The 17,681-nt window shown below is 43.8% G+C and carries 14 protein-coding genes and 1 pseudogene; 8 read left to right on the plus strand and 7 right to left on the minus strand.

The window, feature by feature from the left end; translation table 11 throughout:
* Positions 1-86: 86 nt before the first annotated feature.
* Positions 87-551 carry a transcriptional regulator AsnC gene (asnC, locus tag OCV24_RS13800; protein WP_017055560.1) on the plus strand — a complete coding sequence of 155 codons (465 nt, stop codon included), beginning with the start codon at positions 87-89 and terminating at the stop codon, positions 549-551.
* A 132-nt stretch (positions 552-683) separates the two neighbouring features.
* On the opposite strand, the gene prlC is transcribed toward asnC, so the two are convergent.
* Positions 684-2,726 carry an oligopeptidase A gene (gene prlC, locus OCV24_RS13805; RefSeq protein ID WP_017055559.1) on the minus strand — a complete coding sequence of 681 codons (2,043 nt, stop codon included), beginning with the start codon at positions 2,724-2,726 and terminating at the stop codon, positions 684-686.
* Positions 2,727-3,005: 279 nt separating this feature from the next.
* Between prlC and OCV24_RS13810 the strand changes: the two genes are divergently transcribed.
* The 6 genes and pseudogenes from OCV24_RS13810 (at position 3,006) to OCV24_RS13835 (ending at position 11,058) form a co-directional block, all read left to right on the plus strand.
* Positions 3,006-3,845: a 23S rRNA (adenine(2030)-N(6))-methyltransferase RlmJ gene (locus OCV24_RS13810; protein WP_010433428.1), complete on the plus strand. Its 840-nt coding sequence runs from the start codon at positions 3,006-3,008 to the stop codon at positions 3,843-3,845.
* A gap of 188 nt (positions 3,846-4,033) precedes the next feature.
* Positions 4,034-5,392, plus strand: coding sequence for a glutathione-disulfide reductase (gene gorA, locus OCV24_RS13815; protein WP_150879311.1), 1,359 nt, complete (start codon positions 4,034-4,036; stop codon positions 5,390-5,392).
* Positions 5,393-5,489: 97 nt separating this feature from the next.
* Positions 5,490-6,814: pseudogene (locus OCV24_RS13820) on the plus strand (tyrosine-type recombinase/integrase).
* A complete protein-coding gene (locus tag OCV24_RS13825; RefSeq protein ID WP_150879309.1) occupies positions 6,807-8,552 on the plus strand; it encodes a hypothetical protein in 1,746 nt (581 codons plus the stop codon). Before OCV24_RS13820 ends, OCV24_RS13825 begins: the two are co-directional and overlap by 8 nt.
* On the plus strand, positions 8,552-10,597 hold the full coding sequence (locus tag OCV24_RS13830; protein ID WP_150879308.1) for a site-specific integrase: 2,046 nt from the start codon (positions 8,552-8,554) through the stop codon (positions 10,595-10,597). The genes OCV24_RS13825 and OCV24_RS13830 overlap by 1 nt, the downstream gene beginning before the upstream one ends.
* A gap of 2 nt (positions 10,598-10,599) precedes the next feature.
* The gene (locus tag OCV24_RS13835) at positions 10,600-11,058 is read left to right on the plus strand and encodes a hypothetical protein (protein WP_150879307.1); all 459 of its coding nucleotides are present in this window, start codon (positions 10,600-10,602) and stop codon (positions 11,056-11,058) included.
* Positions 11,059-11,187: 129 nt separating this feature from the next.
* Here the strand turns inward: OCV24_RS13835 and OCV24_RS13840 are convergent, their stop codons facing one another.
* The 6 genes from OCV24_RS13840 to upp all read right to left on the minus strand — a co-directional run bounded on the left by OCV24_RS13840 (position 11,188) and on the right by upp (position 16,913).
* Positions 11,188-12,591 carry an alpha/beta hydrolase family protein gene (locus OCV24_RS13840; RefSeq protein WP_150879306.1) on the minus strand — a complete coding sequence of 468 codons (1,404 nt, stop codon included), beginning with the start codon at positions 12,589-12,591 and terminating at the stop codon, positions 11,188-11,190.
* Positions 12,592-13,772: 1,181 nt separating this feature from the next.
* Complete coding sequence (locus OCV24_RS13845; RefSeq protein ID WP_150879305.1) at positions 13,773-14,447, minus strand: HAD family hydrolase; 675 nt, start codon at positions 14,445-14,447, stop codon at positions 13,773-13,775.
* A gap of 53 nt (positions 14,448-14,500) precedes the next feature.
* Positions 14,501-14,725 carry a tautomerase family protein gene (locus tag OCV24_RS13850; protein ID WP_150879304.1) on the minus strand — a complete coding sequence of 75 codons (225 nt, stop codon included), beginning with the start codon at positions 14,723-14,725 and terminating at the stop codon, positions 14,501-14,503.
* 13 nt (positions 14,726-14,738) lie between these two features.
* Entirely contained in the window at positions 14,739-15,335 is a 597-nt protein-coding gene (locus OCV24_RS13855; RefSeq protein ID WP_150879302.1) for an NAD(P)H-dependent oxidoreductase, read from the minus strand.
* A gap of 11 nt (positions 15,336-15,346) precedes the next feature.
* On the minus strand, positions 15,347-16,255 hold the full coding sequence (locus tag OCV24_RS13860) for an EamA family transporter (protein ID WP_150879301.1): 909 nt from the start codon (positions 16,253-16,255) through the stop codon (positions 15,347-15,349).
* Entirely contained in the window at positions 16,248-16,913 is a 666-nt protein-coding gene (upp, locus tag OCV24_RS13865; RefSeq protein WP_150879300.1) for a uracil phosphoribosyltransferase, read from the minus strand. The genes OCV24_RS13860 and upp overlap by 8 nt, the downstream gene beginning before the upstream one ends.
* A gap of 157 nt (positions 16,914-17,070) precedes the next feature.
* On the opposite strand from upp, the gene OCV24_RS13870 reads away from it, so the two are divergent.
* Positions 17,071-17,556 (plus strand): MarR family winged helix-turn-helix transcriptional regulator, encoded by a 486-nt coding sequence (locus OCV24_RS13870; RefSeq protein WP_150879299.1) that lies wholly within the window; start codon positions 17,071-17,073, stop codon positions 17,554-17,556.
* The last annotated feature ends 125 nt before the right edge of the window (positions 17,557-17,681 follow it).

A 17,681-nucleotide genomic window follows, 5' to 3' on the forward strand; every position in this document is an offset into this window, starting at 1 on the left:
AACACTATAGTTACTGCTAATATTATCACCCTTGGCTATGATGTGTACTCTAGCCGGTATGTTTTCATTCAATCTAAGGATTACGCATGTCCACAACAACCGCTCGTCTAGATGACCTAGACCGTGCCATTCTCAAAACTTTAATGGAAGATGCGCGAACGCCTTATGCTGAAATGGCAAAGCAGTTTGATGTCAGCCCAGCCACGATTCATGTTCGTATCGAAAAGATGAGAGCGGCTGACATTATTGAGCGTACCGAGGTTGTGGTAAACACCAAAAAATTAGGTTACGACGTATGCTGCTTTATTGGCATCAATCTCAATGCCGCCCGCGATTACCATTCAGCCATCGACAAGCTCAATGCTTTAGAGGAAGTGGTAGAGGCGTACTACACCACAGGCGCCTATAATATTTTTGTCAAATTGATGTGTAAATCGATCGAAGAACTGCAGTTTGTATTGATCGATAAGCTGCAAGCGATCGATGAAGTTCAGTCGACCGAGACCCTGATTTCATTGCAGAACCCTATCAATCGCAATGTGAATCCATAGCATTGATTCAGCTTAATGTAGACAAAAAAAGAGCCTCTAACGTAGAGGCTCTTTTCGCTATTAACTCGTAATGAAAGCTAATTAACTCGCAATAGAACTAAGCAACTACCACCGTTACGGAAATGATAGCAATTACGCGTTGATTCCCGCATGACGCAACATTGCATCAATGTTTGGCTCACGACCTCGGAAGCGTTTGAATAGCTCCATTGGCTCTTCACTGCCACCCATTTCAAGGATGTTACTCAGAAAGCGATTACCGGTTTCTGTATTGAAGATGCCTTCTTCTTCAAATGCAGAGAACGCATCGGCTGAAAGCACTTCTGCCCATAGATAGCTGTAGTAACCTGCACTGTAGCCACCAGCAAAGATGTGGCCAAAGCTATGCGAGAAACGGTTCCAATCAAGGCTTGGTAGTACCGATACCTTAGATTTCACATCGGCTAGCGTCTCTAATACGCGAGCCCCCACTTCTGGATCGTATTCTGTGTGTAGCGTGAAATCGAACAAACCAAACTCTAGCTGACGCAGGATAAACATTGCAGATTGGAAGTTCTTCGCCGCTAGCATCTTCTCGAGCATCTCTTTTGGTAAGGCTTCACCCGTTTCGAAATGACCAGAGATAAACGACAGCGCCTCTTCTTCCCAACACCAGTTCTCTAGGAATTGACTTGGCAGCTCAACGGCATCCCAAGGCACACCATTAATACCCGAAACTGCACCCGCTTCTACTTGCGTCAGCATGTGGTGGATACCGTGACCGAATTCGTGGAATAAGGTCACTACTTCATCGTGAGTAAACAGTGCTGGCTTATCACCAACTGGCTTGTTGAAGTTACACGTTAGGTAAGCAACTGGCGTTTGTAGCTCGCCAGATTCGGTAATACGACGACCACGACAGTCATCCATCCAAGCACCACCACGTTTGTGCTCACGTGCGTATAGGTCTAGATAGAAGCTACCGCGCAGTGCGCCAGTCGCGTCAAAGATATCAAAGAAGCGCACTGAGTCATGCCATGTGTCGACACCTTCACGCTCTGTTACCGACATACCAAACACACGGTTTAGTACCTCAAACAGGCCTGATACAACATTGGATTCAGGGAAGTAAGGGCGAAGCTCTTCATCAGAGATCTCAAATAGATTCTGCTTCTGTTTTTCGCTGTAGTAAGCAATGTCCCATAGGTTTAGCTCAGACACACCAAACTCTTTCTCAGCAAACTGACGTAGCTCTTCGACTTCGCGCTCACCTTGTGGTTTCGCTTTTACGGCTAGGTCATTGAGGAAACCGAGCACTTGATCCGGCGTTTCAGCCATTTTGGTCGACAGTGATTTTTCGCTGTAGGTGTTGAAGCCAAGCATGCGTGCAACTTCGTGACGCAGTTTAAGTTGCTCGGTGATGATCTCTGTGTTGTCCCACTTACCTGCATTTGGACCACGATCAGAAGCACGCGTTACGTACGCTTCATAAAGCTCTTTACGCAGTTCTTGGTTATCACAGTAAGTCATCACAGGTAGGTATGATGGGATATCTAGAGTCAGTAGGTAACCTTCTTGCTCTTTAGACTCCGCCGCTGCTTTCGCTGCAGCTAACGCAGATTCAGGCATGCCCGCCAGTTCAGCCACGTCTGTGATCTGCTTGCTCCAACCCATGGTTGCATCAAGTACATTATTCGAGAATTGAGAACCTAGCTCAGACATGCGCTTGCTGATCTCGCCGTAACGATGCTGTTCGTCTGCAGGTAAGCCAATGCCCGACAGTTCGAAGTCGCGCAGTGCGTCAGTAATGGTTTTTTGCTGAGCTCGATTCAGTGCCGAGAATGCTTCACTCGCCTTGATCGCTTTGTACGCTTCAAACAAACCTTTGTGTTGACCCACCCAAGTACCGTATTCAGATAGAGCAGGCAAACAGCTCTCATACGCGTCACGTAGCTCATCACTGTTCACGACAGAATTCATATGGCTTACAGGTGACCAAATGCGGCTTAAACGATCGTCCACTTCTTCAATCGGAGCAACGAGGTTGTCCCAGCTTGGTGAAGTATTACCTTCAAGTACTTGTTCTATCTTGTTGCGACACGCTTCAATCACTTGCTCAACTGCTGGCTTAACGTGCTCAGGCTTGATTTGTGAAAACGGAGGTAAGTCCGTGAAGGTTAATAGCGGATTAGACATATAAACATTCCTTTGGCTTTAGAGACTTTCGTCTTTTTTGTAATGAGGTCGTCTTACAGTCATCAGGCTAAGGGTCGCCTAAAAAAATCACCTGCGAATAGTTATTAAATAGTGCCCAACAAGGCAAATTTCAATAGTAGAACCAATAACTAACTGCATATTGCGAACGACTGTTCCTGAATTGTTCGAGAATTTATAGTCCATTGAGGGTTATAATAGTCAGATTCACCCCACCTACACTAACCACACTCTAAATCGAGAGTGTTACGAGAGTTTAATTTGTTAAGTTATCGCCACAGCTTCCACGCGGGCAACCATGCCGACGTAGTAAAGCATATCGTACAGAGCCTTATTCTTAATTCTTTGAAACAGAAAGATAAGCCTTTTGTTTATCATGACACTCACTCTGGTGTAGGTCGTTACGACTTAACGCATGAATGGTCTGAAAAAACCGGTGAATACAAGCAAGGTATTGCACGCGTCTGGGAACAAACAGAACTTCCTGAAGACATTCAAAGCTACCTTGAGTCTATCTCAGCACTCAACAATGGCGAAAAACTGCGTTTCTACCCGGGCTCTCCACGTGTTGCCCGCGCGCACCTGCGCGACCAAGACCGCATGGTACTGACTGAGCTTCACCCAGCCGATCACCCTCTGCTTGAGCAAGAGTTCCACCGCGATCGTCAGGTATCTATCTACAAAGAAGATGGCTTCCAACGCCTAAAAGGCAGCCTGCCACCTAAAGAACGTCGTGGTTTGGTACTTATCGACCCACCTTACGAGCTGGCAAAAGAGTATCGCGATGTGGTGACTGCGATTGCTCAAAGTCATAAGCGCTGGGCAACCGGTATCTACGCAATTTGGTACCCGGTAGTAAACCGCTGTGATATAGAAGATATGATCGAAGGACTGGAAGGATTAGGCATCAACAAGATTCTACAAATCGAACTGGGCGTATCACCAGATACCAACGAGCGTGGCATGACAGCATCAGGCATGATTGTTATCAACCCGCCTTGGAAGCTAGAAAGCCAAATGAACGAGATTCTTCCATTCTTGAAGGAAGCAATTGCGCCGGCGACCGGTCACTTCAAAGTAGAGTGGATCGTACCCGAGTAATCTCGAACTTAACGTCATAATCTAACGAATATTCAGCAGATTGTGACGTACACGAATAAATTTCAAACAGGGTGATTGAGTTCAACCGATCTGCCCTCAATATAATAATTAGACAATTTAAGAATCTATAGGACGTAGGTATCCAGTGCGCTCACTGTAACTACAGCCTTCAATAAATGGAGAAAGTAATGGCAACTCATTTTGATTACATCTGTATCGGCGGCGGTTCAGGCGGCATCGCATCAGCTAACCGCGCAGCTATGCACGGTGCAAAAGTTGCACTTATCGAGGCACAAGACCTTGGTGGTACATGTGTAAACGTTGGTTGTGTTCCTAAAAAAGTAATGTGGCACGGTGCTCAGGTTGCTGAAGCGATCAACCTATATTCGGAAGATTACGGCTTCGACGTTGAGGTAAAAGGCTTCAACTGGAGTAAGTTGGTTGAAAACCGCCAAGCGTACATTGGTCGTATCCACCAATCTTACGATCGCGTTTTGGGTAACAACAAAATAAACGTAATCAAGGGCTTCGCTAAGTTCGTTGACGAGAAGACTGTTGAAGTAAACGGCGAACACTACACTGCAGATCACATCCTGATCGCAGTAGGTGGTCGTCCAACGATTCCAAACATCCCAGGCGCAGAATACGGCATCGACTCAAACGGTTTCTTCGATCTAATGGAGCAACCAAAACGTGTTGCTGTTATCGGTGCAGGTTACATCGCAGTAGAAATCGCAGGCGTACTAAGTGCACTTGGCACAGAAACACACCTGTTCTGCCGTAAAGAGTCTCCACTACGTAGCTTCGACCCAATGATCATCGAAACATTGGTTGAAGTAATGGAAGCGGAAGGCCCAACACTTCACACACACTCAGTACCTAAAGAAGTTGTGAAAGAAGCAGACGGCACGCTGACTCTACACCTAGAGAACGGCAACACTCAAAACGTTGACCACCTAATCTGGGCTATCGGCCGTCACCCAGCGACTGACGCTATCAACCTAGCGTCAACTGGCGTTGAAACTAACGACCGTGGCTACATCAAAGTAGACGAGTTCCAAGCAACGAATGTTCCTGGCATCTACTGTGTTGGCGATATCATGGAAGGCGGTATCGAGCTAACACCTGTAGCCGTTAAAGCAGGTCGTCAGCTTTCTGAGCGTCTATTCAACGGTCAAACCAACGCTAAGATGGACTACAAGCTCGTTCCTACTGTTGTATTCAGCCACCCACCTATCGGCACAATTGGTCTAACGACTCAAGAAGCTGAAGAGCAATACGGCAAAGACAACATCAAGGTATACACGTCTGGCTTCACTGCTATGTACACAGCAGTAACCAAGCACCGTCAACCTTGTAAGATGAAGCTAGTATGTGCTGGTGAAGAAGAGACAGTCGTTGGCCTACACGGCATCGGTTTCACGGTTGACGAAATGATTCAAGGCTTCGGCGTTGCAATGAAGATGGGCGCAACCAAAGCAGACTTCGACTCTGTTGTAGCGATTCACCCAACGGGCTCTGAAGAGTTTGTTACCATGAGGGGTTAGTGTAGGAAAAGCATCTTACACAGGTAAGTAAATCTGGAAAATAATTAATCACTGTCCATACTGCATACATGGACAGTGATCTTTTTCAGGATATTTTATGACATACCTTGTACATTCCAGCGATGTCTCCAAAGAGACTGAGCTACAAAAACTGGATGATGGCTCATTCCATTGCCAACCCACAAATGACAATATCGGTTCGCTGCACACACTCTTTTCGCAAGATGGCATATTCAATCACGAAGCCAACAGCTATCTGTTCATCTCAAGGCCGTAAAGAAAGCGGAAGACCTATCCCCTTGCGCGCAGGCCCTGCGTGCCTACTACCAGTTTCTTGAAGACAAGGGGCTAGATTGGGATAAATTCCCACCTATCAAACGGCTCAAACCGACCTATCTGTTCCGCTCCCACCTACTCAAGCAAATTAAGCAAGGCGAGCTTGCCCACAGCACAGCCAGCGTTCGTATGCACCAAATCGTCAATTACTATAAATGGCTGATGCACGATGGTTATCTACACATTAAAAATGAGAAGGAAGCCCCATTCAAAATGGAGTTTGTCTCTGTTCAGAATACTGGGATGCTTGCTCATATATCCCCAACCTTCATTGTTGAGACCAGTGATCTACGCATAAAGGTACCCAGAGATGCGGATAGCAAAAACATCAGACCGCTTTCCCCGTTAAGTCGAGATGCCCTGAGCATTTTGACTAAATATCTCCTGCAAACATCTGAAGAGCTGCGCTTACAAGCCTTGCTCGCGATTGATACAGGCATGCGAGTTGAAGAAGTAGCAACACTAACGCTAGATGCGCTAGATACCGCAACCCCACTTGCTGAGAGCGAGCATCGCCTAGAAATTCAATTATGCCCCCGCTCAACAGGGGTGCAAACCAAGTTTCTAAAAACCCGGTCTGTCGAAATTTCATCGGATTTGCTTCAATCATTGAATGAATACCGAACTTCAGAGCGCCGCCTGAAGCGTATCGCCAAACTGAGTGAGAAAATTGAGCAGTTGGATTGCGACGCCCCTTCTTTCGTCCAGAAGACCATTGAAATACTGGAGCGCTGTAAACGTCACGAACCACTATTTGTTAGCCAGCAAAGCAACCCTACTACAGGGAAATCCATTGAAGCTCGGTGGGTTGAGTTCAGAGCCGAAATAAAAAAGACAGAGCCTTCATTCTCTCATCGTTTCCATGATTTACGCGCCACCTATGGCACCTACCGCCTCAGCGACTTACTAGAGGCTAAATTACCCGTTTCTGAATGTATGGATCTTCTAATGGGCTGGATGGGACATAAAAACGAATCAACCACTTGGAAATACCTACGCTTTTTAGAGCGCAAAGAAGCCTTTAAGGTAAAGTTTGGCATTCTTGATAGCATCATGCACGAAGCGCTTGGAGGTAACGATGAGTAATCTCTCCTATCTAAGTCGCTGGGACCCTAAGCTTTGCATTCAACTAAATACGGAAGATAACCACCTTGCTGACTTTAACCGCTTTTTGGTTAAAGGCATTCCACCTACACAACAATTACAACAAGGTGTTCAATTTGAAGATGCAGACCGTGAAAGATTTGCCCTTCAATTGAAAGATATGTTTGATGAAGTCATTGAGGAAGGAGGTAGCCATAATTCGCTCTACGATAACTTTAGTGAAACTTCTTTATATCTTCGATGGTGTGATGGGCAAAGCTCTCAAGCTTTCAGTCAAAGCTCATTAGAGGGTTTTATGACACACCTGCAAACTAGGGTCATGCTAGGAGAGATAAAAAGTAGTTCTTATAAATTAAGGTGTTCTAGAATGGTCACACTATTTACTCGATATCTAGATTTACCACACCACTATTTTGATAACGTAGTCATTATGGATGATGCCGATAGAGAGCCTTTTGAAGCCTATGCTCGTAGCGACTTAAACCAAATCCTTCCATTTTTAAGACGTTTGTTTAATCAAACCTACGAACAATTTATTAAAGGCCCTGACAAGCATATTCAAGCGCATAAAAGCATACCAACCATGACCTTTAAGTGGAAAGGTGAGGATTATCTACTTTGTGGTGGAATCACAAAGATGATGTGTGCGGCAACCTACTTGCTGGCTTATTACACTTACGCTAACACAAGTGATTTATTCAAACTGCAACAACCTAAAAATGCATCCACTTCATTAGGTGAAACCTGGTACACAATGCCCGCTTTTAAGCGTCGAGCTTTCAAAACGATTCAAGTTGAAATGGGAGGGCATGAACTAGAAATTCCAAAATATGCCATGAAATTTTTCGATAAATTACTCAATGCCTCACAGAGGCTTAGCATAGATGAGAACGCCACTTTACTTCAAACCATTGCCTCTAAAAAGGTGCAACCGTTAAAGAGTAGAACCCTACATAGCTTCTTGCAACGTTGGGTAGAAAAGCATTTTACCTTCACAGACCAAACAGGGAGGCGTTTACGCCCTGCAATCAGCCGCTTCCGTGAAACGGGCTCTCAGTTAACCACGTATCATCAGGGTGAAATGGTTAACGATATCATGTTAAATAATGCACCTAATACTCGCAAGAAGCATTACAGTAAAGGCAATGAACTCGCAAATAAAGGCATGATGCAAGATGTGATGTCGATTAGAGAGGAGCAAGTTAAAACTGGTGTAAAAACCAAGCAAGCACAGGAGAATTTAGGGATAGATGTCTTGGTGGTTGAGGCCGAAAATAAAAGCAACATCCCTAATTTAAGTCGAACTCCTAACGGAGCCAGTTGCGCTGACCCATTTGGTGGAAAATCAAAAAAATATACAAAGAAAGCTCAAAAAAGAGGACTTGCTGAAGAAGGTGAGCGATTAGCATGTGCTGACCTTTTAGGATGCTTTGGTTGTCCAGACCAAGTGGTTGTTCAATCGGTTGCTGATATCTGGTGTCTGCTCTCATTTAAAGCTTGTATCGAAGAATCTTTATACCTTCACTTAGATGCCAGCCATTATCGAAAAAACTTTGAAAATGTCGTGAAGTTTATCGAGTTAAAGATACTCCCCAATATTAATAAACGCACCTTAAAACAAGCTGAAGCCAAACTGGACGATGATGCCCGTCACCCCTTGTGGGATGATAGCGAATCTATCCTTGGCCTTATACCTGAATCAACTAATGAGGTGCAGTAATGGACACATCTAAACTCTATTTACCTGTCTTCCCCGAACAACACAAAGTCAAAGACGTTGATGTAGTCACGCTGTACCACGAGGGAAAATTTGAAGAATTAGATGCGGCGGTTGTCTGTAAAGACAAAGAGGGAAACGTCACCGCAACCTTTGGTCAAAACAACTGGGATTGCCTACCTTTTTCTCGAAAAAAAGAAGGAAATAACCTTACAGTTAAGGAGTTTAACGTCACTCCAGAGCTACAACGAGAACTTAAGCTAATTACCTTTGGCTCGCTATTTAATAAAAGCCCAAAAAGGAAAAAGGCACTGAGGTTCTCAGGAGTTTATTCTCGGTTAACTAATATCAAAAGGGTTTATCGATTCTTAGCGGAAAATAATTACAACTCTCTAAAAGCGCTATTATCTCCTGTCGTGTGGACTGAGTTTGAAAACTACCTGCAAACTCGGAACTACTCTCAAAGCACAATAGAGAAGACCTTTGTCTCCATCAATAGCGCAATAAGCGATGCATCATGGCACAAACTTGAACTAGGCATATCCCCCATTAATTCAAGAAAAGAAGCTAAAAGATTGAGCAATAAAGAGGGTCAGCAATTCCTTGTTATACCAGAGCGTTTATGTGATGCCATTTACGCCAAAGCGATAGCCCTAGTTGATTACGCTTACCCTCACAGACAGTTAATTGCAGATACCGAGAACGCCATGCAAGCCAACTACCTTGAGGGAAAACGCATTCTCGATAAGAAAGTAAAGCAGGGCTATACCTATAGCTTTCTGAATGGAGATGGAAGTGTCGACACCCATAAATATGCAGCGACAATCAATGATATATCTCCACAAGAAAACAAAACTATTATTGCACTATTAGAAAAAAAACTTCCTGATATTCCACTTAACAACGGAAGTGATTTTAAGCGCTATTTAGGGCAATTAACCATTGCCAGCTATATTGTTTGTGGCGGATTTAGTGGGATGCGAGATTCCGAACTCGATAAACTAACCCCTGACAGCTACTACAAAGATACGTTTGAGGGACGTGATTACCATATGCTGCAATCACACACCTTTAAGTTGGGTGAAAAGCGTGAAACTTGGATTACAGCCTCCTCATCAAAAAAAGCCATAGAGTTAATGAACTCGTTAACAGTTCGATGGCGAAAAAAAACAAATTATCCCGATGAAAAATACAGTAATTCCCTATGGGTAAGTCAAATATACCGCTCTAGACCCCCTGTACTCATTACCGACTGGAATCAACGATTAAAGCGTTTTTGTAAGCAGTTTAATTTCACTGTGACAGAAGAGGATTACCTGGAATGCCTTGAGGCTAATCCACGCTCTTTAGAGCGTATAAGAAAAGACGTAAAAATTGGAAAGCCTTGGCCTATGTCAACCCACCAATTTAGGCGCACCTTGGCGTTTTATTGCATTAAAAATCGCTTAGGAACACTGGTTGCGCTTAAACAACAGTTTAAGCACCTCTATCTTGCAATGACCGAGTGGTACTCCAATGGTGGCAAACTGGCGAGTCTACGAAACTTGAAAGTGGATGAAAAAGTACAAAAAGCGCTCGATGAAATAAACGCTGAGACCACAACAAATAAAATCTTTAATCAGTGGCACTCTGATGAAAATTTATCGGGCTCATACGGTAAAACCATTGTGAAAATGCGGGGTGATGTACCAACCATCTACAGTTCTTGGGATGTTATTTATAAGTCAGTTAAAGAGGGAAAACTCACTCTTCACGGCTCACTACACAGCTATTGCAAAAGTGGCTATGACTGCGATATGGATGGTATCGTTGCTCCGCAATTCTGTGTCGATTGTGGCTCTGGCAGCAGCATTATTGATGAACAACAGGCTAAGTGGTGGCAGAAAAAGCATCGAAGCTTGGTTGCTTACATGGAATCTGGAGAAGATATTTCGGTGAGTGAGCATAGCCATTATGTCACTCAGGTAAGGGCCGCCGAAAATGTAATGAAGGACTTTGATATGGACTTTATCCCTTTTGAAGCAGAGTTAACTGTTACGGAGATTTAAACATGGGAAAGAGTGAAAACACATTAATTGCTCTTGAGGCTGCATTAAACCGAATCGCTCAAGGGAATCCTAAGCGCATCCCTACTCATCGTAAACTCAGTGTGCGTGCTGTGGAAGAAGAGGCTAACTTGGGTAACGGCAGTGGCTACTACTACCCTGAGTTTGTTGAGAAGGTTAAGCAAGTTAAGGCTGATATCGCAAAAGCTAAAGGTGAGTATGTCCAACCTGAAATTCAATCAGCTCAAACTAAGCTCAATGAACAAAAACGTATCAAGCAAAACTTCAAGGAAAAGTACGAATCTGAAAAAGAAAAACTAGCTTTATTCGCAGCAGCCCAGCATCACCTCAACGACAAGCTAGTTCAGGCATTGGCCCGCATTGATGAGTTGGAGTATGAGAATGAAGAGTTGAAAGAGAAACTTTCCGATCTAAAACGAAGTAAGATTGTAGCAATCAAATAATCAACATACCCATTTGAGACTAACTCAAATGGGGTGCTTTCTGGCACGTTTCTGGACATAAATGAGTTATCACGGCTCACTTCTCAACACACTCCATCACTTTTATGGAGCCATTCTCTTCACCCTGCGCTAAATCGGATTGAAATTAAGGTCTTCTGGCTTCGTTTGAATTGTCGTCAGTAACTGCTTCAGAAAACTCTTTAAAGTTGGACTCCAAATATCATTGTGACCACTCATGACACTCTTGTCTGTTCGGATATTCATAATTGGAAATCTTTCTGGAACCGTATCCTTGTTACCATCCGCATCCGGTAATCGGCGTTTTATGTAAATATCATCAGGTAGAAGATCACACACTCCTGCTTGATCGCACCTTGTTAGCAAAACAGGCTTGGCATTTATCTCATTATTACTTGTAACTGGAATACAATTATTTCCTTTCGTGTCGCTCAGAATCTGCACTTGAGGGGTATTTTTCTGTATGGATGAACTACAGCGCTTACTCACTTTTAACTGGTGAGTAATGTACCGGTCATAATGCCCAATTGTGGTTCGATCTAGCGCCTTATATTGCCCCCGAGGGTAGGCTTGAAATTGAGTACCAAAAAAGCGGCCAATTGGAAATGTAAGTCCTGTTGCCCAATCGGCCTCTGTGGTAACTACCACTATTCTAGGGGGTAAATTGCACTTGTAGGTCGCATCTCTCGCTAATGCATAGAGCGGAGACATTTGCATTGCTTCAAAGGCAGGATTTACCAGAACAACTAAATCAGCAATCTCATTGAACTCAGCTATTCCGTTTTCCGGCTGACCATCTTTACCTCGGATACACCTCATATCTAACCTTATCTGCTCAGCCATAAGTTGCGAAACTGATGAGTACAGTATGGCCCCGCCAAAACTATGCCCTATGATGACTAGGCGAGATGATGTGTTCTTACGAACATCCGAAACTTTGCGAAGTAACTCAGACACCCCTCCACCACTACCAACTGAGTGAGCTGTTGATTTTCGATCCCAAAAAGTGAGCATGTAGCTAAATGGAGACGTGAACCAATTATCTGATGGTATAGAGTCCCCTCGCCAAGCGATATATATACCCATCGCTGGCTTGGAGTTAGAATTTGACGCATAGGTCACTGAGTCTAAAAAGGCTTCGATATCTTTATCACCAGGCTTGGCTGAGTGATGCCATCCGTGCACATAGACAAGGACAGTTCCTCCTGCTTCCGCCACTTTTTTAGATTCGGAAATACTTGTTTCTAATTGTTTTCGGCTTTGGGCATTCCCAAACTCATCGAACTCGACTATTTGGATACAATTCGTTTTGGAGTTATCACAGACTCTAGATAATGGTTTTTTGTCCGGCAATATAGAAACATCGGCACGATAAACGGGCTGCTCTGGTAGAACACCATCTTTACCAGGAGGTTCATCGGTCATGACTCGATACGGCTCTAACTGAGAACAGGCCGCAGTGAGGAAAAGGAAGTTTAGCACCAATAGAATATGGATTATGTTAGCTTTTTTCATGATTTCCCTTGAGGGGGGATAGAAGTACCACTAATTTCAACCGTCCCGAGTTGTATGAACACATGGCAATGCAAAGCATCGCTAACCTTCTACTTAAGGGTAGTCGTTTTTGTAGTGGTCAACTGAAACTGTGCATATTGAGATTGTTAAAATGAGGGTGAATCATTCTAACTCATTTCGGGGCTGAAATGAGTTCATCACGCAGTGTGCGTGACGCAACTTGCGTGATTGGTTTATAACGCGGAAAGGGGCAGAAGTGCTTCATAATGAATTTTGCAACAGGCTGTTGCAAAATTGGGGTTGGAGTTTGTCCAGCAGCCTGTTGGACATTCGATGAAGCAGGCAATTTACTAATTGTGCAGCAGCTTGTTGCACAAATAAATCTCATGTTGGTTTCATGCGCACTAAACACGTCTTGGGGCAGAAGTGCTTCATAGTGATTTTTGCAACAGGCTGTTGCAAAATTGGGGTTGGAGTTTGTCCAACAGCCTGTTGGACATTCGATGAAGCAGGCGATTTCCTAATTGTGCAGCAGCTTGCTGCACAAATAAATCTCATGTTGGTTTCATGCGCTCTAAACACGTCTTGGGGCAATTTCGTGTTACATGTCCCGTCAGCACACCTTTGGACATTTGTTTGTCAGTACCTTTACTAAATTAGTATTTAATGGATTATTTTAAATTCTGCAAAACCTCTAGTTAAGTAGCCAAATTCATTTATCTATTACAGTATAAACCAAAGATGTTGAATAGACGTAGGACACCCGACTTCAGCGTATTCATACGGCTTTGATGCTTCACGAATAATACCGTTACGACTCGTAACTACTTTTTGCGCTAGAAAACTCAGCTATAGTCGCATTTTTCTTCGGTGAAGAGTCAGAATTTCGTTGAAAAACAAAATGTATAGGTAGGGCATCAGCACCGCAGATACAAGTACAAAACTAAATTTGTATCGCAAGGGCATTGTTTGCTTACGTCCTTGGTCGAAAATCGTCGACCCTGTACAAACAAAAAATATGATAGTGTAGATTGTCGCTAGGTAACCTAAAGTCAAATAGGTTAGCGTTACAAAAGTATAGACATGTTCCATATTAAATTTCCTTTAAAGATGACTTATTCACCGTAGTTCTTATCAGGCTTGGCTATTTGGGCTTAGCCGGCTGATAACAAAATGTTGACTCAGCTAAAATGTCGTTCGCATATATCGACTACACTGCGAAAGTTCGCTGCCATCCAAGTTGGGCTAGCTTTATTAAGTTCCGTTTCAGAATGAATGCCGTAATTCACAGCAATGGCTTTGCATCCGAGATTATTCGCCATAAAGATGTCATGTGTGGTATCCCCGACCATCAACGCTTGTTCTTTTGAGGCTTGGAAGTAAGCTAGAATCTTCTGACCAGATTCAGGTGCTGGCTTTTTCTCTTTAACTTCATCCGCGCAAACAACGACATCAAAAAAATCTGCGATCCCCGCTGCTGCAAGTAACGCGTTTGCACTGCGTGAAAACTTATTGGTGGTAACAGCAAGTTTATACTGATGATTTTTTAGGTAACTTAACCCATCGAGCACACCAGGAAATAACAGCTGTTTTGCGGCAGGAAGGATTACCTCCTGAAACTGACGCTGATATTCAGTTACGCACTCCGCCACAATCGGAGTGTGCTCCGGTTGATTGAGAAGGTGGGAAAACGCTTTTTCTAGCGGTAACCCTATCGTATCGCAGATATCCTTACTCTCCTTGGCTGGCAATTGCTTAGATGCAAACGTAGCGTTAAATGCGGTAGCAATAGCTTGGGCAGTGTCGAACAATGTGCCATCTAGATCGAACATAATGACTAGGGAGCTGTGTTTCATTTACTATTCCTTCCTTAACTCAGGAGCCCCGAGTCCATTGGGGCTCGAGATGACTAGTAGTTCGGTTGTTTGATTAAGTACTGGCGTTTAGCTTCGATCTCTGGTTGATAAACCTCAGCCGTCCAGTCCTCTGGCACAACTTCCTCCATCGAAACTGAAATCACGTCTTCACTGCATTTAAGTGCGCTTTGAATAGAAGAAGAGATAACGTCAGATAAGTCTTTTCTCTCCTGCAGAGTCAACTCGGCAGGAAAATGCTTAATAGATATGTGTGGCATGGGGCTCTCCTTGTTACATACCAAATGGGAATTTCTGCATGTCTTGTTGCAGCGTTGCTCGAACCGTACCGAGAGCTTTCGCGTAAGCCTTTAGTGACTTCATCGTGTATTTGGCTCGGTGATCGAATTGCTCATCACTGACCGCTTTGTCAGATAGAAGAAGGCTCTCGCAGTTACGGAAAATCAAATGATCCGGGATAAAACAAGCATGATTATTTTTACTACCAGTCATCCTCAACTCACTGATGGGATAAACGCCATTAACGCTTGCAGACACACTGACAAGTAGTACGGGCTTATGACCCAACTCTTGATTGGTACAAAGCAAAAGAAAGTTCTTCAGAGCCGGTGTCACCATGCCATGCCATTCTGGCGTAACCAGTACGATGGCATCTGATTGCTGCAACTCTTGAGAGATAGCTCTCCAATCGTTCCACTGTTCGCTGCCATCCCAAACGCCTTCATTCCAAAAAGGAAAATCTAGGACACTCAAATCCATGATTTGTGTCTCTTGAAACTCTTCCAGCAGGGCCAGGCTCTGTAAATAGGTAGCAGCCTTTAAGCTGTATGAGTTGCTTCGGTGGCTTCCTGAAATAATACTAATTTTCATGGTTCATTCTCCTATCGGTGTAAAGATGTCACTGGCGCTTGAGTTAACGTGCTAGGTTGTTTTTCGGCTTTCGGACGAGCCATATATACAGAGACAATAATGGCAACCGAACCAACAATCTGTAGCTGAGTAAACGACTGACCAAGGAAGATATACCCCAGCAAACAGGCGGAGACTGAACTGAGAAAACCAAGAAACGACGTCGTAACCGGATTTAACTTTTCAATACCACGGAACCAAACAAAGTAACCAAATACCCCACCGATCAGACTTAAATAGGCATAACCAGTAATATTTAGAACCGTCAGGGTTTGAGGGAAATCCTCATACCAAAGGGCTATCGGTAACAGCATCAAACCACCCAGCGTCAACTGCCAGCCAGTAAAACCAAGTAAAGACATGCCTTTTGGGCGTTCCCAATGCTTCGTTAGTAAAATGCCCAGTGCCATACTGCATGTACCGATTAAGCCGATTAAAACTCCCCACCAATTCAGTTCGACCGCGCTGTTCAGAACTAAGAGGCTAATACCAGCGACACCCACCACGGCAGAGGCGACATGAGTTACGCTGAGTTTGTTTTGAAAGAAAATCACCCCCAATCCCATAACAATGAGCGGTTGAATCGACATAACCAGAGCTGCTAGTCCACCAGGCAAGTAGTACGCCGCTGCAAACAAGCAATAAAAGAACAACCCAATATTAAGCAGCCCAAGCACTGCGATTTTCCCCCACCAAATGCCACTTGGCCGGATTTTGCAAAACAACAATAGAACCAATCCTGCACCAAGTGCCCGAATAACAGAGGCTAATAAAGGCAAGTCTGCAGGCAGCAGCTCTGTTGTGACGATATACGTACTACCCCATACAATGGGAGCCATTGCTGTCAGAGCCACATTCATCAAAGTTTGATATTTATTCATAACTTTGTACCGGGTATGTACCGAAATAACGGTCTCCAAAATCTCCAATGCCAGGTCGCATGAAGGCTTCATCATTCATGGTCTCTTCGATAGATGCGGTGATCAGTTGAACGGAAGGATGTGCGGTCATTAACCGATCCAGCCCTACGGGAGACGCCAGAAAATTCACCACAATAATATTTTCGATAGAAACGCCCTGACCCAGAAGTACATCGATCGCTTTAAGCATCGAACCACCCGTTGCAAGCATAGGTTCAAACAAGAACACGGTTTTTTGCGCGATGTCTGAAGGAAAGTGAGAATAGAAATATTCTGGTAGTTTGGTGACTTTATCTCTTTGAATCAGGATCTTGCCGATAGGTTGTTCTGGAAACATCTGCTTAAACTCACGCTCCATACTTTCGCCTGCACGAATAACGGATACGCCACAGAGACCTTTTGATAGCACTTTTCCCTGATACACATCACCAATCGGTGTCGTGACATGCTGCTCTGAATAATCCAGCAATTCTGATGCTTTAATCAGCAACTGACGAATCACCTGATCACTGAAATGCATGAATGTACTTAAGTCAGCGTGCTTGTCGCGGATTTTAGTATGCAGATAGGCCAAATAGGAGGTGTGGGGTAAAACATGAACATTTCCTTGAAGACGCATAATACTTTTCCTTTTAATGCTTGTTACTGACAAGATTGGTGGTAGAATACTTATAACTTTTAAGTGAGTATCTTTACCAAAAGATACATTGCAGACGATACCGATCAAGAATCTTTTTTTCAAGTATCTTTTCAAAAAAATATTTTAAGGAGTGAAAATGCATTACGATCATGTAGACCGGTTGTTGGTACAGTGGCAACATCAACGACCAGATCTAGACTGCTCACCGATGGGGGTCATTGGCCGCTTAAGTCGAATGAGTAGAATCGTTGATAAGAAACTAAATAAGACATTTAAAAACAACAATTTAAGTTCAGTTGAATTCGATATACTAGCCACTTTGAGACGCTTTAACGAACCGATGACCCCCACAGAACTGTACCAGACACTGATGCTATCCTCCGGCGCAATGAGTACGCGTATTGAACAGTTAGTGAAACGGGAGTTGATTGAACGCATCGCAAGCCCAGAAGACAGAAGAAGCTGTAGTGTCGTACTAACTAAAGAAGGTAATACATTGATAGACAAGGTTATTTCTGAGCATGTTGTCAATGAAAAAGCCATCCTTGACCCACTTACTGATGAACAACGTGAGCAATTGGCCAGCCTACTTAGAACCTGGATGTTGACCAACGAATCTTAATTTCTCAAGCCTGCAATTTTGCAGGTTTTTTTACTTCAACTCAATAGCTTGAAACAAAGTATCTTCCCAAGAAGATACTTGACAGAATGCAACATGCTGGTATCTTACCTTCCAACACACTAATT

It is taken from the genome of Vibrio kanaloae (genome assembly GCF_024347535.1).
GTDB classification, from domain to species: domain Bacteria; phylum Pseudomonadota; class Gammaproteobacteria; order Enterobacterales; family Vibrionaceae; genus Vibrio; species Vibrio kanaloae.